At 53.3% G+C, this 16,107-nt stretch carries 16 protein-coding genes; 12 read left to right on the top strand and 4 right to left on the bottom strand.

Annotated features, from left to right (window positions below; all coding sequences use genetic code 11):
* The first annotated feature begins 11 nt into the window (after nt 1–11).
* The 4 genes from ytfT to CWM66_RS20600 all read left to right on the top strand — a co-directional run bounded on the left by ytfT (nt 12) and on the right by CWM66_RS20600 (nt 4,207).
* Nucleotides 12–1,034 carry a galactofuranose ABC transporter, ATP-binding protein YtfT gene (ytfT, locus tag CWM66_RS20615; protein ID WP_007372793.1) on the top strand — a complete coding sequence of 341 codons (1,023 nt, stop codon included), beginning with the start codon at nt 12–14 and terminating at the stop codon, nt 1,032–1,034.
* Nucleotides 1,021–2,019, top strand: coding sequence for a galactofuranose ABC transporter, permease protein YjfF (yjfF, locus tag CWM66_RS20610; protein WP_007372794.1), 999 nt, complete (start codon nt 1,021–1,023; stop codon nt 2,017–2,019). Before ytfT ends, yjfF begins: the two co-directional genes overlap by 14 nt.
* 111 nt (nt 2,020–2,130) lie before the next feature.
* Nucleotides 2,131–3,696: a methyl-accepting chemotaxis protein gene (locus tag CWM66_RS20605; protein ID WP_071920095.1), complete on the top strand. Its 1,566-nt coding sequence runs from the start codon at nt 2,131–2,133 to the stop codon at nt 3,694–3,696.
* A 13-nt stretch (nt 3,697–3,709) separates the two neighbouring features.
* Entirely contained in the window at nt 3,710–4,207 is a 498-nt protein-coding gene (locus CWM66_RS20600; RefSeq protein WP_007372796.1) for a DUF2569 domain-containing protein, read from the top strand.
* A gap of 45 nt (nt 4,208–4,252) precedes the next feature.
* Here CWM66_RS20600 and fbp read toward each other — a convergent pair whose 3' ends face one another.
* On the bottom strand, nt 4,253–5,251 hold the full coding sequence (fbp, locus tag CWM66_RS20595; protein WP_007372797.1) for a class 1 fructose-bisphosphatase: 999 nt from the start codon (nt 5,249–5,251) through the stop codon (nt 4,253–4,255).
* Between the two features lie 276 nt (nt 5,252–5,527).
* On the opposite strand from fbp, the gene mpl reads away from it, so the two are divergent.
* A complete protein-coding gene (gene mpl / locus CWM66_RS20590) occupies nt 5,528–6,910 on the top strand; it encodes a UDP-N-acetylmuramate:L-alanyl-gamma-D-glutamyl-meso-diaminopimelate ligase (RefSeq protein ID WP_007372798.1) in 1,383 nt (460 codons plus the stop codon).
* Between the two features lie 62 nt (nt 6,911–6,972).
* Here mpl and CWM66_RS20585 read toward each other — a convergent pair whose 3' ends face one another.
* A complete protein-coding gene (locus CWM66_RS20585; protein WP_107147178.1) occupies nt 6,973–8,181 on the bottom strand; it encodes an aldose 1-epimerase family protein in 1,209 nt (402 codons plus the stop codon).
* Between the two features lie 289 nt (nt 8,182–8,470).
* Nucleotides 8,471–9,025, bottom strand: a complete 555-nt coding sequence (yjgA, locus tag CWM66_RS20580; protein WP_007372800.1) for a ribosome biogenesis factor YjgA — start codon at nt 9,023–9,025, stop codon at nt 8,471–8,473.
* 95 nt (nt 9,026–9,120) lie between these two features.
* Here yjgA and pmbA point away from each other — a divergent pair, with 95 nt between their 5' ends.
* From pmbA to CWM66_RS20560, 4 genes are all read left to right on the top strand, one after another.
* Complete coding sequence (pmbA, locus tag CWM66_RS20575) at nt 9,121–10,473, top strand: metalloprotease PmbA (protein WP_035887018.1); 1,353 nt, start codon at nt 9,121–9,123, stop codon at nt 10,471–10,473.
* Nucleotides 10,474–10,533: 60 nt separating this feature from the next.
* Entirely contained in the window at nt 10,534–10,920 is a 387-nt protein-coding gene (gene cybC / locus CWM66_RS20570; RefSeq protein WP_007372802.1) for a cytochrome b562, read from the top strand.
* 746 nt (nt 10,921–11,666) lie between these two features.
* Nucleotides 11,667–11,909, top strand: a complete 243-nt coding sequence (locus tag CWM66_RS20565; RefSeq protein WP_146159943.1) for a hypothetical protein — start codon at nt 11,667–11,669, stop codon at nt 11,907–11,909.
* Complete coding sequence (locus tag CWM66_RS20560; protein WP_107147176.1) at nt 11,906–13,117, top strand: MFS transporter; 1,212 nt, start codon at nt 11,906–11,908, stop codon at nt 13,115–13,117. The genes CWM66_RS20565 and CWM66_RS20560 overlap by 4 nt, the downstream gene beginning before the upstream one ends.
* A gap of 63 nt (nt 13,118–13,180) precedes the next feature.
* Here the strand turns inward: CWM66_RS20560 and CWM66_RS20555 are convergent, their stop codons facing one another.
* Nucleotides 13,181–14,143, bottom strand: a complete 963-nt coding sequence (locus CWM66_RS20555) for a quinone oxidoreductase (RefSeq protein ID WP_007372806.1) — start codon at nt 14,141–14,143, stop codon at nt 13,181–13,183.
* Nucleotides 14,144–14,250: 107 nt separating this feature from the next.
* Between CWM66_RS20555 and CWM66_RS20550 the strand changes: the two genes are divergently transcribed.
* The 3 genes from CWM66_RS20550 (at nt 14,251) to CWM66_RS20540 (ending at nt 16,106) form a co-directional block, all read left to right on the top strand.
* A complete protein-coding gene (locus tag CWM66_RS20550) occupies nt 14,251–15,144 on the top strand; it encodes a LysR family transcriptional regulator (protein ID WP_035887024.1) in 894 nt (297 codons plus the stop codon).
* A gap of 250 nt (nt 15,145–15,394) precedes the next feature.
* A complete protein-coding gene (locus CWM66_RS20545; protein ID WP_071532030.1) occupies nt 15,395–15,733 on the top strand; it encodes a glycine dehydrogenase in 339 nt (112 codons plus the stop codon).
* Between the two features lie 10 nt (nt 15,734–15,743).
* On the top strand, nt 15,744–16,106 hold the full coding sequence (locus CWM66_RS20540; RefSeq protein ID WP_007372809.1) for an SFCGS family glycine-rich protein: 363 nt from the start codon (nt 15,744–15,746) through the stop codon (nt 16,104–16,106).
* Nucleotide 16,107 lies beyond the last annotated feature (1 nt).

Raw genomic sequence — 16,107 nt, 5'->3', positions numbered from 1 at the left:
AGTAGAGTGTGATGCCTCAAACTGTGGGTCAAACCGGGCAGCCGAAGCGCCGCTTTAACTGGCCCACCGGAACGCCCCAGCTTATCGCGCTGGTGCTGGTTCTGGTGGTGGACAGCCTGGTCGCGCCCCATTTTTATCAGGTGGTGCTGCAGGATGGTCGCCTGTTCGGCAGCCCGATCGACATTCTTAACCGCGCGGCGCCCGTCGCGTTGCTGGCGATTGGTATGACGCTGGTGATCGCTACCGGCGGCATCGATCTTTCTGTTGGCGCAGTAATGGCGATTGCGGGTGCAACGGCGGCATCGCTCACCGTCTCCGGGCACAGCCTGACGGTGGTGCTGCTGGCCGCGCTGGGCACCGGCGTGTTGGCCGGATTGTGGAACGGCATTCTGGTGGCGATCCTCAAGATCCAGCCTTTTGTTGCCACGCTGATCCTGATGGTGGCAGGGCGCGGCGTGGCGCAGCTAATCACCTCCGGGCAGATCGTCACTTTTAACGCGCCGTCACTGGCGTGGATCGGCAGCGGATCGCTGTTGCTGTTCCCGACGCCGGTGATTATCGCGCTGCTCACGCTGGTGCTGTTCTGGTTGTTTACCCGTAAAACGGCGCTCGGCATGTTTATTGAAGCGGCAGGGATTAATATTCGCGCGGCAAAAAACGCCGGGGTGAATACGCGCGTCGTGGTGATGCTGACCTACGTATTGAGTGGCGTGTGCGCAGCTATCGCCGGGGTGATCGTCGCGGCGGATATTCGCGGCGCAGATGCCAATAACGCCGGGCTGTGGCTGGAACTGGATGCCATTCTGGCGGTGGTCATTGGCGGTGGTTCGTTAATGGGCGGGCGCTTTAACCTTGTACTCTCGGTGATTGGCGCGCTGATTATTCAGGGTATGAATACCGGGATTTTGCTCTCCGGTTTCCAGCCGGAACTCAACCAGGTCGTAAAAGCGGTGGTGGTGATGTGCGTACTGATTGTCCAGTCGCCGCGCTTTATCGCGCTGATTAAAGGAGTACGCGGTCATGATAAAACGTAATTTGCCGCTGATGATAACGTTAGGCGTGTTTGTGCTCGGTTATCTCTACTGCCTGACGCAGTTTCCCGGTTTCGCCTCGACGCGTGTGATTTGCAATATACTGACGGATAACGCTTTTCTTGGAATCATTGCCGTTGGTATGACCTTCGTGATCCTCTCCGGCGGTATCGATTTATCCGTCGGCTCGGTGATCGCCTTCAGCGGTGTCTTTCTGGCAAAAGCGATCGGTGACTGGGGAATTTCGCCGCTGCTCGCTTTCCCGATTATTTTACTGATGGGCTGCGCTTTCGGCGCGTTTATGGGGCTACTGATCGACGCGTTAAAAATCCCGGCATTTATCATTACTCTCGCGGGGATGTTCTTCCTGCGTGGCGTCAGCTACCTGCTTTCGGAAGAGTCGATTCCGATTAATCACCCGATCTATGATTCACTCTCCAGCCTTGCGTGGATGATCCCTGGCGGCGGGCGGTTGAGCGCTATGGGATTATTAATGTTGCTGGTGGTGGTCATGGGGATTTTCCTCGCTCACCGCACCCGTTTTGGCAATGAAGTGTATGCCGTTGGCGGCAATGCGACGTCGGCGAACCTGATGGGGATCTCCACCCGCGGCACCACCATTCGCATCTATATGCTTTCTACCGGCCTTGCGACGCTGGCGGGCATTGTCTTCTCGATTTATACCCAGGCTGGTTACGCGCTGGCGGGCGTAGGTGTGGAACTGGACGCCATTGCCTCGGTGGTCATCGGCGGGACACTGCTCAGCGGCGGCGTGGGTACGGTGCTGGGAACGCTGTTTGGCGTGGCGATTCAGGGGTTGATCCAGACCTATATTAACTTCGATGGGACGCTCAGCTCGTGGTGGACGAAAATCGCCATCGGCATCCTGTTGTTTATTTTTATCGCGTTGCAACGTGGCCTGACCGTGCTGTGGGAGAACCGTCAAAGCTCTCCTGTCACACGCGTTAACACAACGGCAATAAAGTAATAACATATTGAAATAATTACTTTCTCCTAAAGTAAATCCGGTAGCGGTCGATAACTGACGAAATGGGCTTAATTTACGCCAAAAAGTATCGCTGCTACCGGAATTCACATCATGCTTAAAACGCTTTCGATCCGTACTGGTTTACTTTCTTTGCTGGCTGTTATGACGTTTCTGCTGCTGCTGGTCAGCGGCATCGGGGTGTATGCACTCAATAAAAGCTCCTCGTCGCTGGAGCGAATTAATCAACTTCAGGGCCAAAAAATGGCGCGCCTGAGCGAGGGGTACACGCTGATTTTGCGGGCGCGTAACGAAGCTGGCCAGGCGGTGCGGATGATGGAAGTGGGGCTGCTGGATGACGCGGCGAAATCCGTGAAGCAGATCAACGGCGAAATCGCGCAGGGCGAACAGTCTCTCAGTGACGTGATCGCCTCCGGTGTGGATGATGAGCAGGGTTCCGCACTGCTTGCCCAGGTGGCGAAAAGCTACGGCGATTACGTGAACCAGGGCATTAAACCGATGCAGGATGCGCTGAATCAGCAAAGTGCGGATGCCTACTACGATTTACTGGAAAACAAACTGATCCCCATCTCCCGCCAGTTCGATAACGATATGCAAGCCTTCCAGAAGTGGGGCGAAGCTCGCGGCAGAGCGGAAGTGGACGCTGTACAGAGCAGCAAACGTGCTGTGATGTTGCTGATTCTGGTGGTGGCGCTGCTGGTGGCCGGGATTATCGTGCTGGCCTGGCTGGCGCTGCGCCATATGCTGCTGAAACCGCTGGATCGTTCGATCGAACAGCTTGAACAGGTTGCGGCTGGCGATTTGATCGCAGTTAAAGCCGAGGCGAGCAGTAAAGAGTTTAACCGTCTGAACGCGGCCATCGAAGAGATGCGTCACTCGCTGATAAGCTCCGTTACCCGTGTTCGCGATGCCAGCGCGCAAATCGATACCGGCAGCCGTGAACTGGCCGCTGGCAACGTCGATCTGTCGCAACGCACGGAATCAACGGCGACATCGCTTGAACAAACGGCTGCCAGCATGGAGCAGATCACCGCCACGGTGAAACTGAACGCCGACAACGCCGAACAGGCGCATAAACTGGCTAAAACCGTTTCCGATACCGCCGATCGCGGCAGCGAAATGGTGTGCTATGTGATTGAAAAAATGCGCGATATCTCCAGCAGTTCCGATCGCATCGCCGATATTCTCAGCGTGATTGACGCCATTGCCTTCCAGACCAATATCCTTGCGTTGAACGCCGCGGTCGAAGCGGCGCGTGCGGGAGAGCAGGGGCGTGGTTTCGCGGTGGTGGCCGGGGAGGTACGTAATCTTGCCAGCCGCAGCGCCGAATCGGCGAAAGAGATCCGCCAGCTTATCAGCAGCTCGCAGGCGCAGGTCTCTGAAGGCAGCGATCTGGCGATGCAGGCGGGTGAAACGATGGATGAAATCGCCGAAGAAGTGCTGCGTATGACCAAACTGATGCGCGAAATCGCCAACGCATCGCAGGAGCAGAGCCGGGGCATTGAGCAGGTCAATATAGCGGTCAGTCAGATGGATGAAACCGCGCAGCAGAATGCGGCGCTGGTACAACAATCGTCTGCCGCGACCCGTTCGCTGGAAGAGCAGGCGCGCGAGCTGTTGCAAGCGATGGCATCATTCCGCCTGCAAACCCAGGGATAATCAAGGAAGGGAAATGGGTGTTTGTATTCAATGTGATAACGAAGCGCTGAAAGACAGCGATTACTGCGCGGTGTGCGAAGAGCGCGAGTTTAAAAAGATCCGCGGCTGGTTGTTTGTACCGGCGATTGGCCTGCTGGTGTCGCTGATTGCGATCATTGTCTCGATTAACACCACCACCAAAGTGTTGATGGAGCACTACAGTGTCATCGGCACAGGGCCGAAAGCGCTGCTGATTTACGAACTGGTTTTCTATATCGCCATGTTCGCTTATACGCTGTTTGTTTGCGGCCTGTTCTTTCGTAAAAAGCGTCAGCTTCCGCGCTTTTACATTGGTTTCCTGCTGATTTGGCTGGTTTTTTACGGTGTTGATTTATTGCTGGCGCACTACCTTATCGGGCTGCCGTTCGTCTTCGAAACGGTGAAAGCGTTGATTCGCAATGCGATAAGCGCAGCGATTTGGGTGCCGTATTTCCTCATCTCCGGGCGCGTTAAACGGACTTTCGTGCGCTAAAATAAAGCGCCACAAATGTGGCGCTTTATTCCTCTTTCCCTGCGCTTACGCGTCCGGGAATTCACGCATAAAACGTTCTACATCATCAACCATGTGCTCATTGCCGACGAAGAACGGACGGCGCTGGTGCAGGCTTTCCGGTTGAATATCCAGAATGCGCTCTTTCCCGTCGCTTGCTTTGCCGCCCGCCTGTTCAGCGAGGAACGCCATCGGATTGCACTCATACAGCAGACGCAGCTTCCCTTGCGGGTGGCTTGCGGTGCTTGGGTAGAGGTAGATGCCGCCTTTCAGCAGGTTGCGGTGGAAATCCGCGACCAGCGAGCCGATATAGCGCGTGGTATACGGACGGTTGGTCGCTTTATCCTCTTCCTGGCAGAACTTCAGGTACTTTTTCACGCCCTGCGGGAATTTGATGTAGTTACCTTCGTTGATGGAGTAGGTATTGCCACGCTCCGGGAACTTCATACGCTCCTGGCACAGGCAGAAAACGCCGAGTGATGGATCGTATGTAAAGGCGTGAACACCGCAGCCGGTGGTGTAAACCAGCATGGTGGACGAGCCGTAGACCACGTAGCCCGCAGCAACCTGTTTGTTGCCCGGTTGCAGGAAGTCTTCTTCCGTAACCGGCGTGCCGACAGGAGTAACGCGGCGGTAAATAGAGAAAATGGTCCCGACAGAGACGTTAACGTCGATGTTCGATGAGCCATCAAGAGGATCCATCAGCACCACGTATTTGGCGTGTTCACAACCTTCGAAAACGACAATTTCGTCCTCTTCTTCAGAAGCGATACCGGCCACGATATCGCGTGCGCGAAGTGCAGCTTTCAGTTTTTCGTTTGCGAACAGGTCGAGTTTTTGTTGCTCCTCGCCCTGGACGTTTTCAGCACCGCTTGCACCCAGGATATCGACCAGACCGGCCTTATTGATATCGCGATGAATGATCTTGGCGCCCAGTTTTATCGCCGACAGCAAAGCAGTTAATTCACCGGTGGCGTGTGAGAACTCGTGCTGCTTTTCGACAATAAATTCACCTAACGTTTTCATAACACTTTCCCTGCATGTATATGGAGTAAAGCGATCTTGTCCTGAAGGTTTCAGGTTGCTGGCGACAGCAAGTTCCGGATAGTAAACAGCCTGAACCTTAACAGCCAGCGCTTTCGAAGTCGAAAACGCGACGGACATACAACAATACTAACAAAGATTCAAAAGTCCGTGCTCAGGTGAATCGCGCCAGCAGTATGGGGATTATCCTGAAATGCATTTCTCAGACGTTAAACATATGCGTAAAATGTGCGCCAGTTTTGGAAAGGATAAAAACGTATGCGCATTCATATTTTGGGGATTTGTGGCACTTTCATGGGCGGCCTGGCCTTGCTGGCGCGTTCGCTGGGACATCAGGTGACGGGCTCCGACGCCAATATTTACCCGCCGATGAGCACGCTGCTTGAAAAGCAAGGTATTGAGCTAATTGAAGGTTATGACGCAAGCCAGCTCGATCCTGCACCAGATTTGGTGATTATCGGCAACGTCATGAAGCGCGGTAATCCATGCGTGGAAGCGGTGCTGGAGAAAAACATTCCGTTTATGTCCGGCCCGCAGTGGCTGCATGACTTTGTTCTGCGCGATCGCTGGGTCGTTGCCGTTGCCGGTACGCACGGCAAAACCACCACCGCCGGGATGGCAACCTGGATCCTCGAAGCCTGTGGCTACAAGCCGGGCTTTGTCATTGGTGGCGTTCCGGGGAACTTTGAGGTTTCTGCGCGTCTGGGCGACAGCCCTTTCTTCGTCATTGAAGCCGATGAGTATGACTGCGCGTTCTTCGACAAGCGTTCCAAATTCGTTCATTACTGCCCGCGCACGCTGATTCTGAATAACCTTGAATTCGATCATGCGGATATTTTTGATGACCTGAAGGCGATTCAGAAGCAGTTCCACCACCTGGTACGCATCGTGCCGGGGCAGGGGAAAATCATCTGGCCAGAAAACGACATCAACCTGAAGCAGACCATGGCGATGGGCTGCTGGAGCGAGCAGGAACTGGTGGGCGAACAGGGCCACTGGCAGGCGAAGAAACTGACCACCGATGCCTCAAGCTGGGAAGTATGGCTGGACGGCGCATGTGTCGGGCAGGTGAACTGGGGGCTGGTGGGCGAGCACAACATGCACAACGGTTTGATGGCCATTGCCGCTGCGCGCCATGTTGGCGTTGCACCGGCGGATGCCGCCAGTGCGCTGGGCTCGTTTATCAATGCCCGCCGTCGTCTGGAGCTGCGCGGGGAAGCGAACGGCGTAACGGTGTATGACGATTTCGCGCATCACCCGACGGCGATCCTCGCCACGCTGGCCGCGCTGCGCGGTAAAGTCGGCGGTACGGCGAAAATCATCGCCGTGCTGGAACCGCGCTCCAACACCATGAAAATGGGCATCTGCAAAGATGATCTGGCGCCGTCGCTGGGACGTGCTGATGAAGTGTTCCTGCTGCAACCACAGCATATTCCGTGGCAGGTTGCGGAAGTGGCGGATGCCTGCGTGCAGCCTGCTCACTGGAGCGCGGATGTCGATACGCTGGCGGAGATGATCATCAAAACCGCGCAGCCTGGCGATCATATCCTGGTGATGAGCAACGGCGGTTTCGGCGGCATTCACCAGAAGCTGCTTGATGGCTTAGCGAAAAAAGCTGAGGCCGAAGCGGAAAAGCTCTGACGGCTGGCTGAAATAAAAAAACCGCGCCGGGAAACCAGCGCGGTTTTTTTTATGGCTGTGGATTACTCTTTTGCCATCGGCGTGTCGATAGTTTGTGGCGTTTTGCTGCCCTGAATCTCTTTCACTCGTTTCTCTACGTCAGCCACCTGGCTGCTGCTATGCAGCAGGGTGTAAGTCAGATCGAAGCGTGTACTCTGGCCCGGTTGCAGCTGTTTTACGCGTTTTTGCGCGCGTTCAATGGTCACCGGATACGCATAGCTGGTGCCCGGCTCAATCCCGGTGACATAGCCCTGTTTTTCCGTATCGGTGTTTTTCCACATCGTCAGCACTGGCAGTTGTTCGGTGTTATAGCTAATTGCCACCCCTATATCGCCCGCTTTGTTCACCAGCGCAGCCACCGTCTGTTTGCTGGCATCGGCTAACGGTTTGATATTAAACACCATCTCATCGAAGCCTTTGGTCGGCCCGGCGTAGGTTTGCCACTCTTTCAGGCCGCCTTTGGCATAGTCATTGAAGGGGCTGACATTTTCATATGGCGTAATAAAACGCGCGCCCTGTTCGAGAATCGGTTTGCTGAAGTTGCTGTGATAGATAATTTGATAGTCGTGTGGGTAATCCGCATGGTTGGTCAGCACATCATGCAGGCTGAAACTGTTGCTGCCAGGAATATAGCGCAGTTCCGTCTGCGTTTGCAGATCCACTTTTTTAAATGCGCTCTCTTTTACCAGCCCGCGAATACGGATTTCATAAGGCGCTGTTTCGCTGACATCCACCGAAACCTGGGATGCCGGCGTGTTGCCCACTTTGCCGTGCAGGGTATAAATCTGCCCGTCAGCGGTGACCGGATGACCAGTCCATTCATAACCGCAGCGCACCACCATCTCGTTGAAACCTTCCAGCCAGCCCAGTCCGTTACGGCTTTCGAGGTTAATAAATGCCGGGTTGACTACCTCTTTAACCGGCGAATTCCAGCCCAGATGTACGCCAAAACCGTCGGCGTAAAGCAAATTCATGCCGCGCGTCGGGCTAAGGGCAATGGTGAGGCCGTTTTTGCTGCTCAGTTTAATGACTTTACTGCCTTCCTGCTTGCCACCGTGCAGTACCACCTGCTCAATGCTGAACTGCTGATCTTTGATGTTCAGCTGATCGCTGGTGATTCGCCAGTTTCCTTGTTCTGTGCCGCCTTCAGCACTTGTCAGCACCCAGGTTTTCGCCATCGCAGGGCCAGAGATAAGCAGGGCCAGAGCGGAAAGTATTACTCTCTTTTTCATCATTTCATCCTTTTTAGCTGAATCGATTATCGTCACCACGGCGAAAATTTACGTTTTGCGCAGTGGAGAAAATGTGATCCGATTCATCTGATGAAAAACAGCGCAGAATGATGTATGAAAAGCGAATATTGATCCCATTTATGAGAGCAATGAAACGTATAACGATAGTAAATTTGTGATCGGTGATGATTTTAGCTTTAACGATTCAGCCAGACAGGCGTAATACATAAAGGCGATAAAAAAGCGGGGAAAAATCCCTCTCCTGGCGGAGAGGGGGATTATCGGGCGATTACTGCTCGCTGGTTTCGGCCAGTTCGCGCAGATACTGGAAAATCAACCGCGCGGATTTTGGCGGTTTGTTGCCTTCTTTCTCTTTCTGCGCATTGCGGATAAGCGAACGCAGTTGCTGACGGTCGGCGTCCGGCCATAGGTTCAGCACATCCGGCACCGCATCGTCGCCCTCTTCGATCAGACGATCGCGAAGCTGCTCCAGCTTATGGAAAAACGCCACCTGCTGGTTGTGACGGTTTTTCAGTTTATCCAGCGCCTGGCGGATAGGTTCCACGTCGCGTTGACGCAGCAGTTTACCGATCAGCTGCAGCTGGCGGCGGCGGCCCTCTTTTTTGATGCGCTGCGCCAGTTCAATGGCGTCACGCAGATCCTGGTCGAGCGGGAGCTTATCCAGCGCGTTTTTCCCCAGATCTACCATTTCCGCGCCAAGCTGCTTTAACTCTTCAGCATCGCGCTTAATTTCACTTTTACTGACCCAGATGATCTCATCATCTTCGTCTTCAATATCATCACCGGGCACGTCGTCGAGCCAGTCGTCGGGCTGCTTTGTCATCTCAGGCTCCTTAAAAAAAGAGGCTAATGTTACCAGTTAAGGCGCGCACTGAAAAACGGTTCTCTGTTAGACTTCAAAGATTCTCTCCCTTAATTATGGCATTGGCGATGAAAGTAATCACACAAGTTGCACAACAACGCAAAACGCTGGAAGAAGCGGTTTCCACAGCACTGGAGCTGGCCTCCGGGAAAGCGGACGGTGCGGAAGTGGCGGTCAGCAAAACCACCGGGATCGGCGTCAGCACACGCTACGGTGAAGTGGAGAATGTAGAATTTAACAGCGACGGCGCGCTGGGGATCACCGTTTATCACCAGAACCGCAAAGGCAGCGCATCATCCACCGATCTCAGCCCGGATGCCATCGCCCGTACGGTGCAGGCCGCGCTGGATATTGCCCGCTACACCTCGCCGGATCCTTACGCGGGCGTGGCAGACAAAGAGCTGCTGGCCTTCGACGCGCCGGATCTCGATCTTTTCCACCCGGCGGAAGTGACGCCGGATGAGGCGATTGAATGGGCGGCTCGTGCTGAACAAACCGCGCTGAAAGCGGACAAACGCATCACCAATACCGAAGGCGGCAGCTTCAACAGCCACTACGGCATCAAAGTTTTCGGTAACAGTCACGGTATGCTGCAAAGCTACTGCTCCACCCGCCATTCGCTGTCGAGCTGCGTGATTGCCGAAGAGAACGGCGAAATGGAGCGCGATTACGCGTACACCATTGGTCGTGATATCAACGATCTGAAAACGCCGGAGTGGGTCGGCGATGAGTGCGCTAAGCGCACGCTGTCGCGCCTTTCGCCGCGTAAGCTGCCGACCATGAAAGCGCCGGTAATTTTCGGTCATGAAGTGGCAACCGGGCTGTTTGGTCATCTGGTCGGCGCGATTGCTGGTGGCGCGGTGTACCGTAAATCGACTTTCCTGCTCGACTATCTCGGCAAACAGATCCTGCCGGAATGGCTGACCATTGAAGAGCATCCGCATCTGCGTAAAGGGCTGGCTTCGACGCCGTTCGACAGTGAAGGCGTGCGTACCGAACGCCGCGATATCATCAAAGATGGCGTATTGATGCAGTGGCTGCTGACCAACTATTCCGCGCGTAAACTGGGGTTGAAAAGCACCGGCCACGCTGGCGGTATTCACAACTGGCGCATTGCCGGGCGGGGCCTGAGCTTTGAGCAGATGCTGAAAGAGATGGGCACCGGTCTGGTGGTGACCGAACTGATGGGCCAGGGCGTGAGCGGTATTACCGGCGATTATTCCCGTGGTGCTTCCGGTTTCTGGGTAGAAAATGGTGAAATTCAGTATCCGGTGAGCGAAATTACCATCGCTGGCAACTTAAAAGAGATGTGGCGCAATATTGTTACCATCGGTGACGATATTGAACAGCGCAGTAACATTCAGTGTGGTTCAGTGTTGTTACCGGAGATGAAAATCGCCGGACAATAACATTACTCCGTGGCGCAAAGCAGTGCGCCTTAAGCGTGAATAATAAAAAGGAAGTGAGCAATGCGTAAAAATCTGTTAGCGATCCTTGCTGTGTCGTCATTGTTTGTTGGTTCGACGGTGTTTGCCGCCGATCTCGGTGATGATATGGATACCCTCAACGAAAATCTCAAAGTGGTGCAGAAAACCAGTGACGCCACCGAAATGAAAGATGCGTTAACCAAAATGCGTACCGCTGCGCTGGATGCACAAAAAGCCACACCGCCGAAGCTGGAAGGCAAAGCGCCGGACAGCGCCGAGATGAAAGATTTCCGGCACGGTTTTGATATCCTGGTGGGTCAAATTGACGGTGCGCTGAAGCTGGCCAACGAAGGCAAAGTGAAAGAAGCGCAGGCGGCAGCGAAAGGGTTTGCTGACACGCGCAACACCTATCACAAGAAGTACCGTTAATCGGCTTTGAGCAATACGTATAAAGCATTACTCAGGGGGGAGATAGCGGTTTCCCCCTTATCCCCGTCACAGAGACACTTTTTTATCCCCCGTATGCCTTTCCGTATTTAGCCGATAATGACCACATTTGATGGCTCTATTTCTTGTCATATTAAATCGTTATCCGAAATATTCCAGAAAACACACCGGAATATTACTTATGCAGTATCATAGGTGAAGATTATTTGCCTTATTTTAACGCGATGAAATTATCACAAATGCCGAATACAAAGATTAGAATAATTCCATGAAGGGATCTCTGCGTTGCAAACAATATTTCGCTGTAATCGCAATATGAACAATAAAACTTATTCGCCAGACTCTGTCTGGTTGAATATCCTGTCTTTTTGCACGGTTATAAAAATACATTCTAATTTTTATCTGATTGTCACTGTTATCATTTGTTGTCTATAAGTGATTTTATTGTAACCACATGAAAAATATGTATAAAAACAATGAGGCGATTATTTGAGCAGTAGTGCCTGTTGATTGACTGTTATTAATTTGGGGCATAGCTTTATAAGGCTGGCTTATGGTGGCTGGCTGTATTATTTTTGTGACAATTTGATGGATTAAATACCTATGACAGGTGATATCACGGATTCAATTGGCAATACGCCATTGATGGAGATTCTTAAAGACCGGCAGTTCAATTCTCATCTTTATGTCAAGCTGGAATCATTCAACCCCGGAGGATCGATATTGAATTGATCCTGATGAAATCAGGACCGGTGCTTGTCGAAGTTAACCCGAGAATTATGGGTGGCTATATGCCTGTCCTTTATAACAATGTCTCTAGAAACAATATATTCCGCTGGCTTGCTGATATTCATTCCGGCGTGCCATTGAACGAACAGGTTATTTATCCGAACCATCAGATGCTGGAAAACGATCTGTGCGGTTTTTTTGCGCAGGTTCAACAGGAGATGGAACTGGAGTTACTCCATTGATTAACGAAAATGCCATAGATTATCCGCTCACCGGCAGACGTAATATTGCAATGCTGGTGACTGGGTCTTTTATTGCGACAGTCGGGAGAGGCGTGACTCTCCCGTTTTTGCCGCTGTTTTTACATAACCAGTTGGGAATGTCTATCCTTAATACCGGCAACATACTCACATTGGCCATTGTTGTCGGGATTTTATTGAGTATCGTCAGTGGAAAGTTGGCTAACCTTTTCAGCCATAAATTATTATTGACATTATCGCTGCTTATTTTTTCCTTCTCATTTTTAATTCTCAGGTATTTCTACTCTGCGGCTGTTTTTGTTATCTGCTTTACGTTGATAACCTGCTGCTACGCATTATATTCCACGATCATTAAGTGCTTTATTTCTGACCATTTCAGTGATGAGGGGAAAACCCGCGTTTTTTCCCTGAACTATACGTTTATCAACATCGGCTGGATGGTTGGGCCATTAATCGGCGCCTGGCTGGTGGGAAATCATGTCTATTTCCCTTTTCTTTTATCTGCCATCCTGGGCATGCTGGCCATTGTCGCGACGGCGGGTTTGACGATGAGAACACAGCCGTTAGCCGCGGCGTCTCCTTCATTGCATACATCCGCGCGTGATAAACAGCGGCTTATTATTCTTTTGGTTTTCACGCTGGCTATTTTCCTTGCCTCTTTCGTGTTTGAGCGGTTTGCCAGTTGTATTTCACAAATTCTGATGGTGAATCATGATGCGGTAACCGTGGGGAATATTGTCTCTGTTCTGATTACCACCAACGCGATTACGGTTGTGTTGTTCCAGTACATTACCGGCAATCTCATGAGTAAGTACTCATTCGCCATGGGATTCCTGGCAGGGACAATATGCCTGGTAGTGGGGTTATTTATCTTCAGCGTCGCCGGTGAAAGCCGGGTCGTCTGGATCGCGGGAATGTTTTTTTTCTCGTTCGGCGAGATTATTTTTGCCCCGTTGCAATATCGGGTCATTGACCAGATTGCGCCACCTGCAGAGAGAGCCTTTTATTTCTCATTTCAGAACATGGGCAGCCTTGGCGGAGCGGTAAATCCGGCAGTGACAGGCGTGCTGCTTGCGTTTATGCCTCCAACGGACGTACCCGTCGTGTTGATACTGGTGAGCGTATTCTGTTTTGCGCTGTTTTATGCCGGGATTGCGTTATCGCGCAGGCTGGCGCCTGCGACAGCATAATGTTTATCGCAGAGCGCCCATTCCCTGGAGCGAAGCCGCCATCCGGTATGTTGATCCCGCCGATTACGGAATCAACATTACCTTGCCGCTAAACAACCGGTTCTCCAGCAGGCTATGCGCCTCTTTACCGCGGGACAGCGGAAATGATGTCACCGTGGGCAACGTGATATCCCCGGCTTTCAATAGCGCAAACAGCCTATCTGCGCGGCGCTGTCTTTCTTGTTGCGAGGTAAGGTACGTCCAGAGATCGGCGCCGATAACGCCGGCGGATTTCAGTAGCAATCCGGTTGGATCAAAGGCCGGGATCTTGCCACCAGACATACCAAAGAGCACCACCCGGCCGCCATCTTTCAGGCTCTGCAGACTTTCCAGCAGCGTGCTGCCCACCGAATCAAAAACGATATCGCAGCCTGATGAATGCCAGGCGCGTACCTGTTCTGACCAGCCGTAATAATCGGTCGCGACCTCGGCACCATTGTTCAGGCAGGCGGCCTGTTTGCTTTTACTGGAGGCGACAGCGAAAACATGCACACCGCGCGCCACCAGCATTTGCGTCAGCAGATTGCCAACACCGCCCGCTGCCGCCAGCACCGCAACATGCATGCCCGGTTCAACAAGTAAGATGTCATGCAACAGATAATCCGCCGTTAAGCCCTGTAACAATATCGATGCGGCTTCCGCTTCCGAAATCCAGTCACTCAGGCGAATAGCATGATCCTGCGGCACCAGAATATGGCTGGCATGCGCCAGCGGAACATCGGCAAAGCCGACGCGATCGCCCACCTGCCAGCCTTCCACGCCGCCGCCGACATTGAGCACGCGCCCCGCGCCTTCGTAACCGGCAACCCACGGCGCCGTTCCCGCCAGCGGATAACGCCCCTGGCGACGATAGATATCGGCAAAGTTCAGCCCGGCGGCGGAAACCTCCACCAACAGTTCGCCTTCGCCCGGTTCCGGCGCAGGGCTGGTGCGCAACCACAGCACTTCGGGGGAACCAAATTGATCAAAAACCAGCGATTGCATCATGAAAAAATCCCGCAGATGATAACCACATTATTATTTCTCGCCGCTATACGAGGATAAATGCGGGTTTATTATCTTCATTTGATACTAAAAATTTGGAATGGCGAAAAATGGATTATTTGAAATGCGTTGAATCGTTTGTCACGACGGTGACCCGCGGCAGCTTTACGGCGGCGGCAGAAACGCTGGGGATCACGCCCGCGATGGTGGGCAAACACGTGCGCGAGCTGGAGCTACGAACGGGCTGTCAGTTGCTGCATCGCACCACGCGGCGCCAGGGGTTAACGGATGCGGGCCAGCGTTTCTACCAGTATGGGCTGCAAATTCTTGCCACGGTGCGTGACGCGGATGGGCTGGCAAGCGAGTTGTATGAAAATGTCGCCGGGTTGCTGCGCATCAGCGCGCCGGTTGCCTGGGGGAATCGGGTGCTGACGCCGATCCTGTCGCGTTTTTTGCAGCATTATCCGGGCGTGAATGCGGAGATGGTGCTCAGCGACCGTAAAGTCTCGCTAATTGAAGAGCGCTTTCAGTTGGCGATTCGGATCGGTGCCATTAACGATGACGGTAGCGTTGCCATTCCCCTTCCGCCGTATCGCATGTTACTTGCTGCCTCGCCGGACTATCTGGCTCGCCACGGTGTGCCCGGTTCGCCGGACGAGCTAAAGCACCATCACTGCGTCAGCTTCAGCCAGTGGCGCTCGGATCATCGCTGGCAACTGGAAGGGCCATCCGGCACGCAGGAGATTGCGATCGCGCCCCGGCTGATGGTCGACTCCGGTGAGGCGTTGCGCCAGGCGGCGCTCAGCGGGCTGGGGATTGTGCAGCATGCTTTTATCACGCTGCAACGGGACATTGACGCTGGTCGGCTGTGCAGAGTGCTGCCAGAGTGGCTGCCGCCGCCAAGACCGATGCATCTGCTGCGTTTGCCTGGCCGTCCGCTGCAACCACTGGTCGCCTCTTTCACCGATCATCTTCTGCGTGAACTGAAGGCGGATCAGCAATAAGAAAACCTTATTGTGCTCACGCTTTTCCCTTCGGCTTCCGCGTTTTTTTCTGCTCCATGAGGGACGTTTTTCCGCTTCTTTTGCGTCAATCTGTGATGCCTGCGCAGTGATATATCTCTTCCCTGACGATTTATGTGGCGCAGATCACTAACGCCTTTTCCCTTTCCACTTTGAAGTGGAAAACTCCTCGCTACAAACTCGTAACCCGCAACGTTAGTTTTATCTCAACGAGATGAATGGGGTACGACGAGTGAATAACGGAGCGGTAATGAACGATGCCCAAGATCGGGCGGAGCAAACAGCCTCCCTTGCCGGGCGCATGTTGACGCAGGTCTATGCGCTGCTGAGCAATCACGGCATTACGCCGAATGCGGTACAGCAGCAGATGCTGACCTCCCATGTTCGCGCGATGGCGCACCGGTCGGTGACCGGCGAACCGCTGCCGGAAGTGGATGCCAGCCTGTTTGATGAAATCTCGCCTGAATCAATGAACCTGGCCCGTGAAGTGGTGGCAGCGTTTGGCAATCTTCCGGAAGAAGAAGCCTGGCTGCTGTCGGTGCACTTCGAAGTGGCAAAAGAAAACCTCTGAGGAGCAAAAAATGGAACAAATTACCGTAGTGATTGGCGATCGTCTTGGCAAAGGCCAGAAAGTCGCAGCTGGCGTTGAAAAAGCGGGCGGCCGCGCCGTGGTGGTGCCGGGTGTCGCGGCGGATATGAAACTGGGTGACGTGATGAAATCAGAAAACGCCACCTTCGGTATTTCGTTTTGCGGCAGTGGCGGCGCGGGTGCCATCACCGCGCAGAACAAACACGGCTATAAAGCCAAATATGGTATGCGCTCCGTGGAAGAGGGCGTTACCGCCATTAATGAGGGCTGCAATGTTCTCGGCTTTGGTTTTATGGACAAAGAAGAATTAGGCGAGCGCCTGGTGCAGGCGTGGCAGAAAAAATACGGCGCATAAC

This window comes from Kosakonia sp. H7A (genome assembly GCF_003028445.1).
Classification (GTDB): domain Bacteria; phylum Pseudomonadota; class Gammaproteobacteria; order Enterobacterales; family Enterobacteriaceae; genus Kosakonia; species Kosakonia radicincitans.
The sequence above is the reverse complement of the archived record's forward strand: the minus strand, read 5'-3'. Positions and strand labels throughout refer to the sequence as shown.

What these genes read in the sequence shown, in the direction of transcription:
- fbp (WP_007372797.1), bottom strand. Translation starts at nt 5,251, where the DNA reads ATGAAAACGTTAGGTGAATTTATTGTCGAAAAGCAGCACGAGTTCTCA.
- yjfF (WP_007372794.1), top strand. Translation starts at nt 1,021, where the DNA reads ATGATAAAACGTAATTTGCCGCTGATGATAACGTTAGGCGTGTTTGTG.
- yjgA (WP_007372800.1), bottom strand. Translation starts at nt 9,025, where the DNA reads ATGACAAAGCAGCCCGACGACTGGCTCGACGACGTGCCCGGTGATGAT.
- cybC (WP_007372802.1), top strand. Translation starts at nt 10,534, where the DNA reads ATGCGTAAAAATCTGTTAGCGATCCTTGCTGTGTCGTCATTGTTTGTT.
- ytfT (WP_007372793.1), top strand. Translation starts at nt 12, where the DNA reads ATGCCTCAAACTGTGGGTCAAACCGGGCAGCCGAAGCGCCGCTTTAAC.
- CWM66_RS20600 (WP_007372796.1), top strand. Translation starts at nt 3,710, where the DNA reads ATGGGTGTTTGTATTCAATGTGATAACGAAGCGCTGAAAGACAGCGAT.
- CWM66_RS20550 (WP_035887024.1), top strand. Translation starts at nt 14,251, where the DNA reads ATGGATTATTTGAAATGCGTTGAATCGTTTGTCACGACGGTGACCCGC.
- CWM66_RS20585 (WP_107147178.1), bottom strand. Translation starts at nt 8,181, where the DNA reads ATGAAAAAGAGAGTAATACTTTCCGCTCTGGCCCTGCTTATCTCTGGC.
- pmbA (WP_035887018.1), top strand. Translation starts at nt 9,121, where the DNA reads ATGGCATTGGCGATGAAAGTAATCACACAAGTTGCACAACAACGCAAA.
- mpl (WP_007372798.1), top strand. Translation starts at nt 5,528, where the DNA reads ATGCGCATTCATATTTTGGGGATTTGTGGCACTTTCATGGGCGGCCTG.
- CWM66_RS20555 (WP_007372806.1), bottom strand. Translation starts at nt 14,143, where the DNA reads ATGATGCAATCGCTGGTTTTTGATCAATTTGGTTCCCCCGAAGTGCTG.
- CWM66_RS20540 (WP_007372809.1), top strand. Translation starts at nt 15,744, where the DNA reads ATGGAACAAATTACCGTAGTGATTGGCGATCGTCTTGGCAAAGGCCAG.
- CWM66_RS20605 (WP_071920095.1), top strand. Translation starts at nt 2,131, where the DNA reads ATGCTTAAAACGCTTTCGATCCGTACTGGTTTACTTTCTTTGCTGGCT.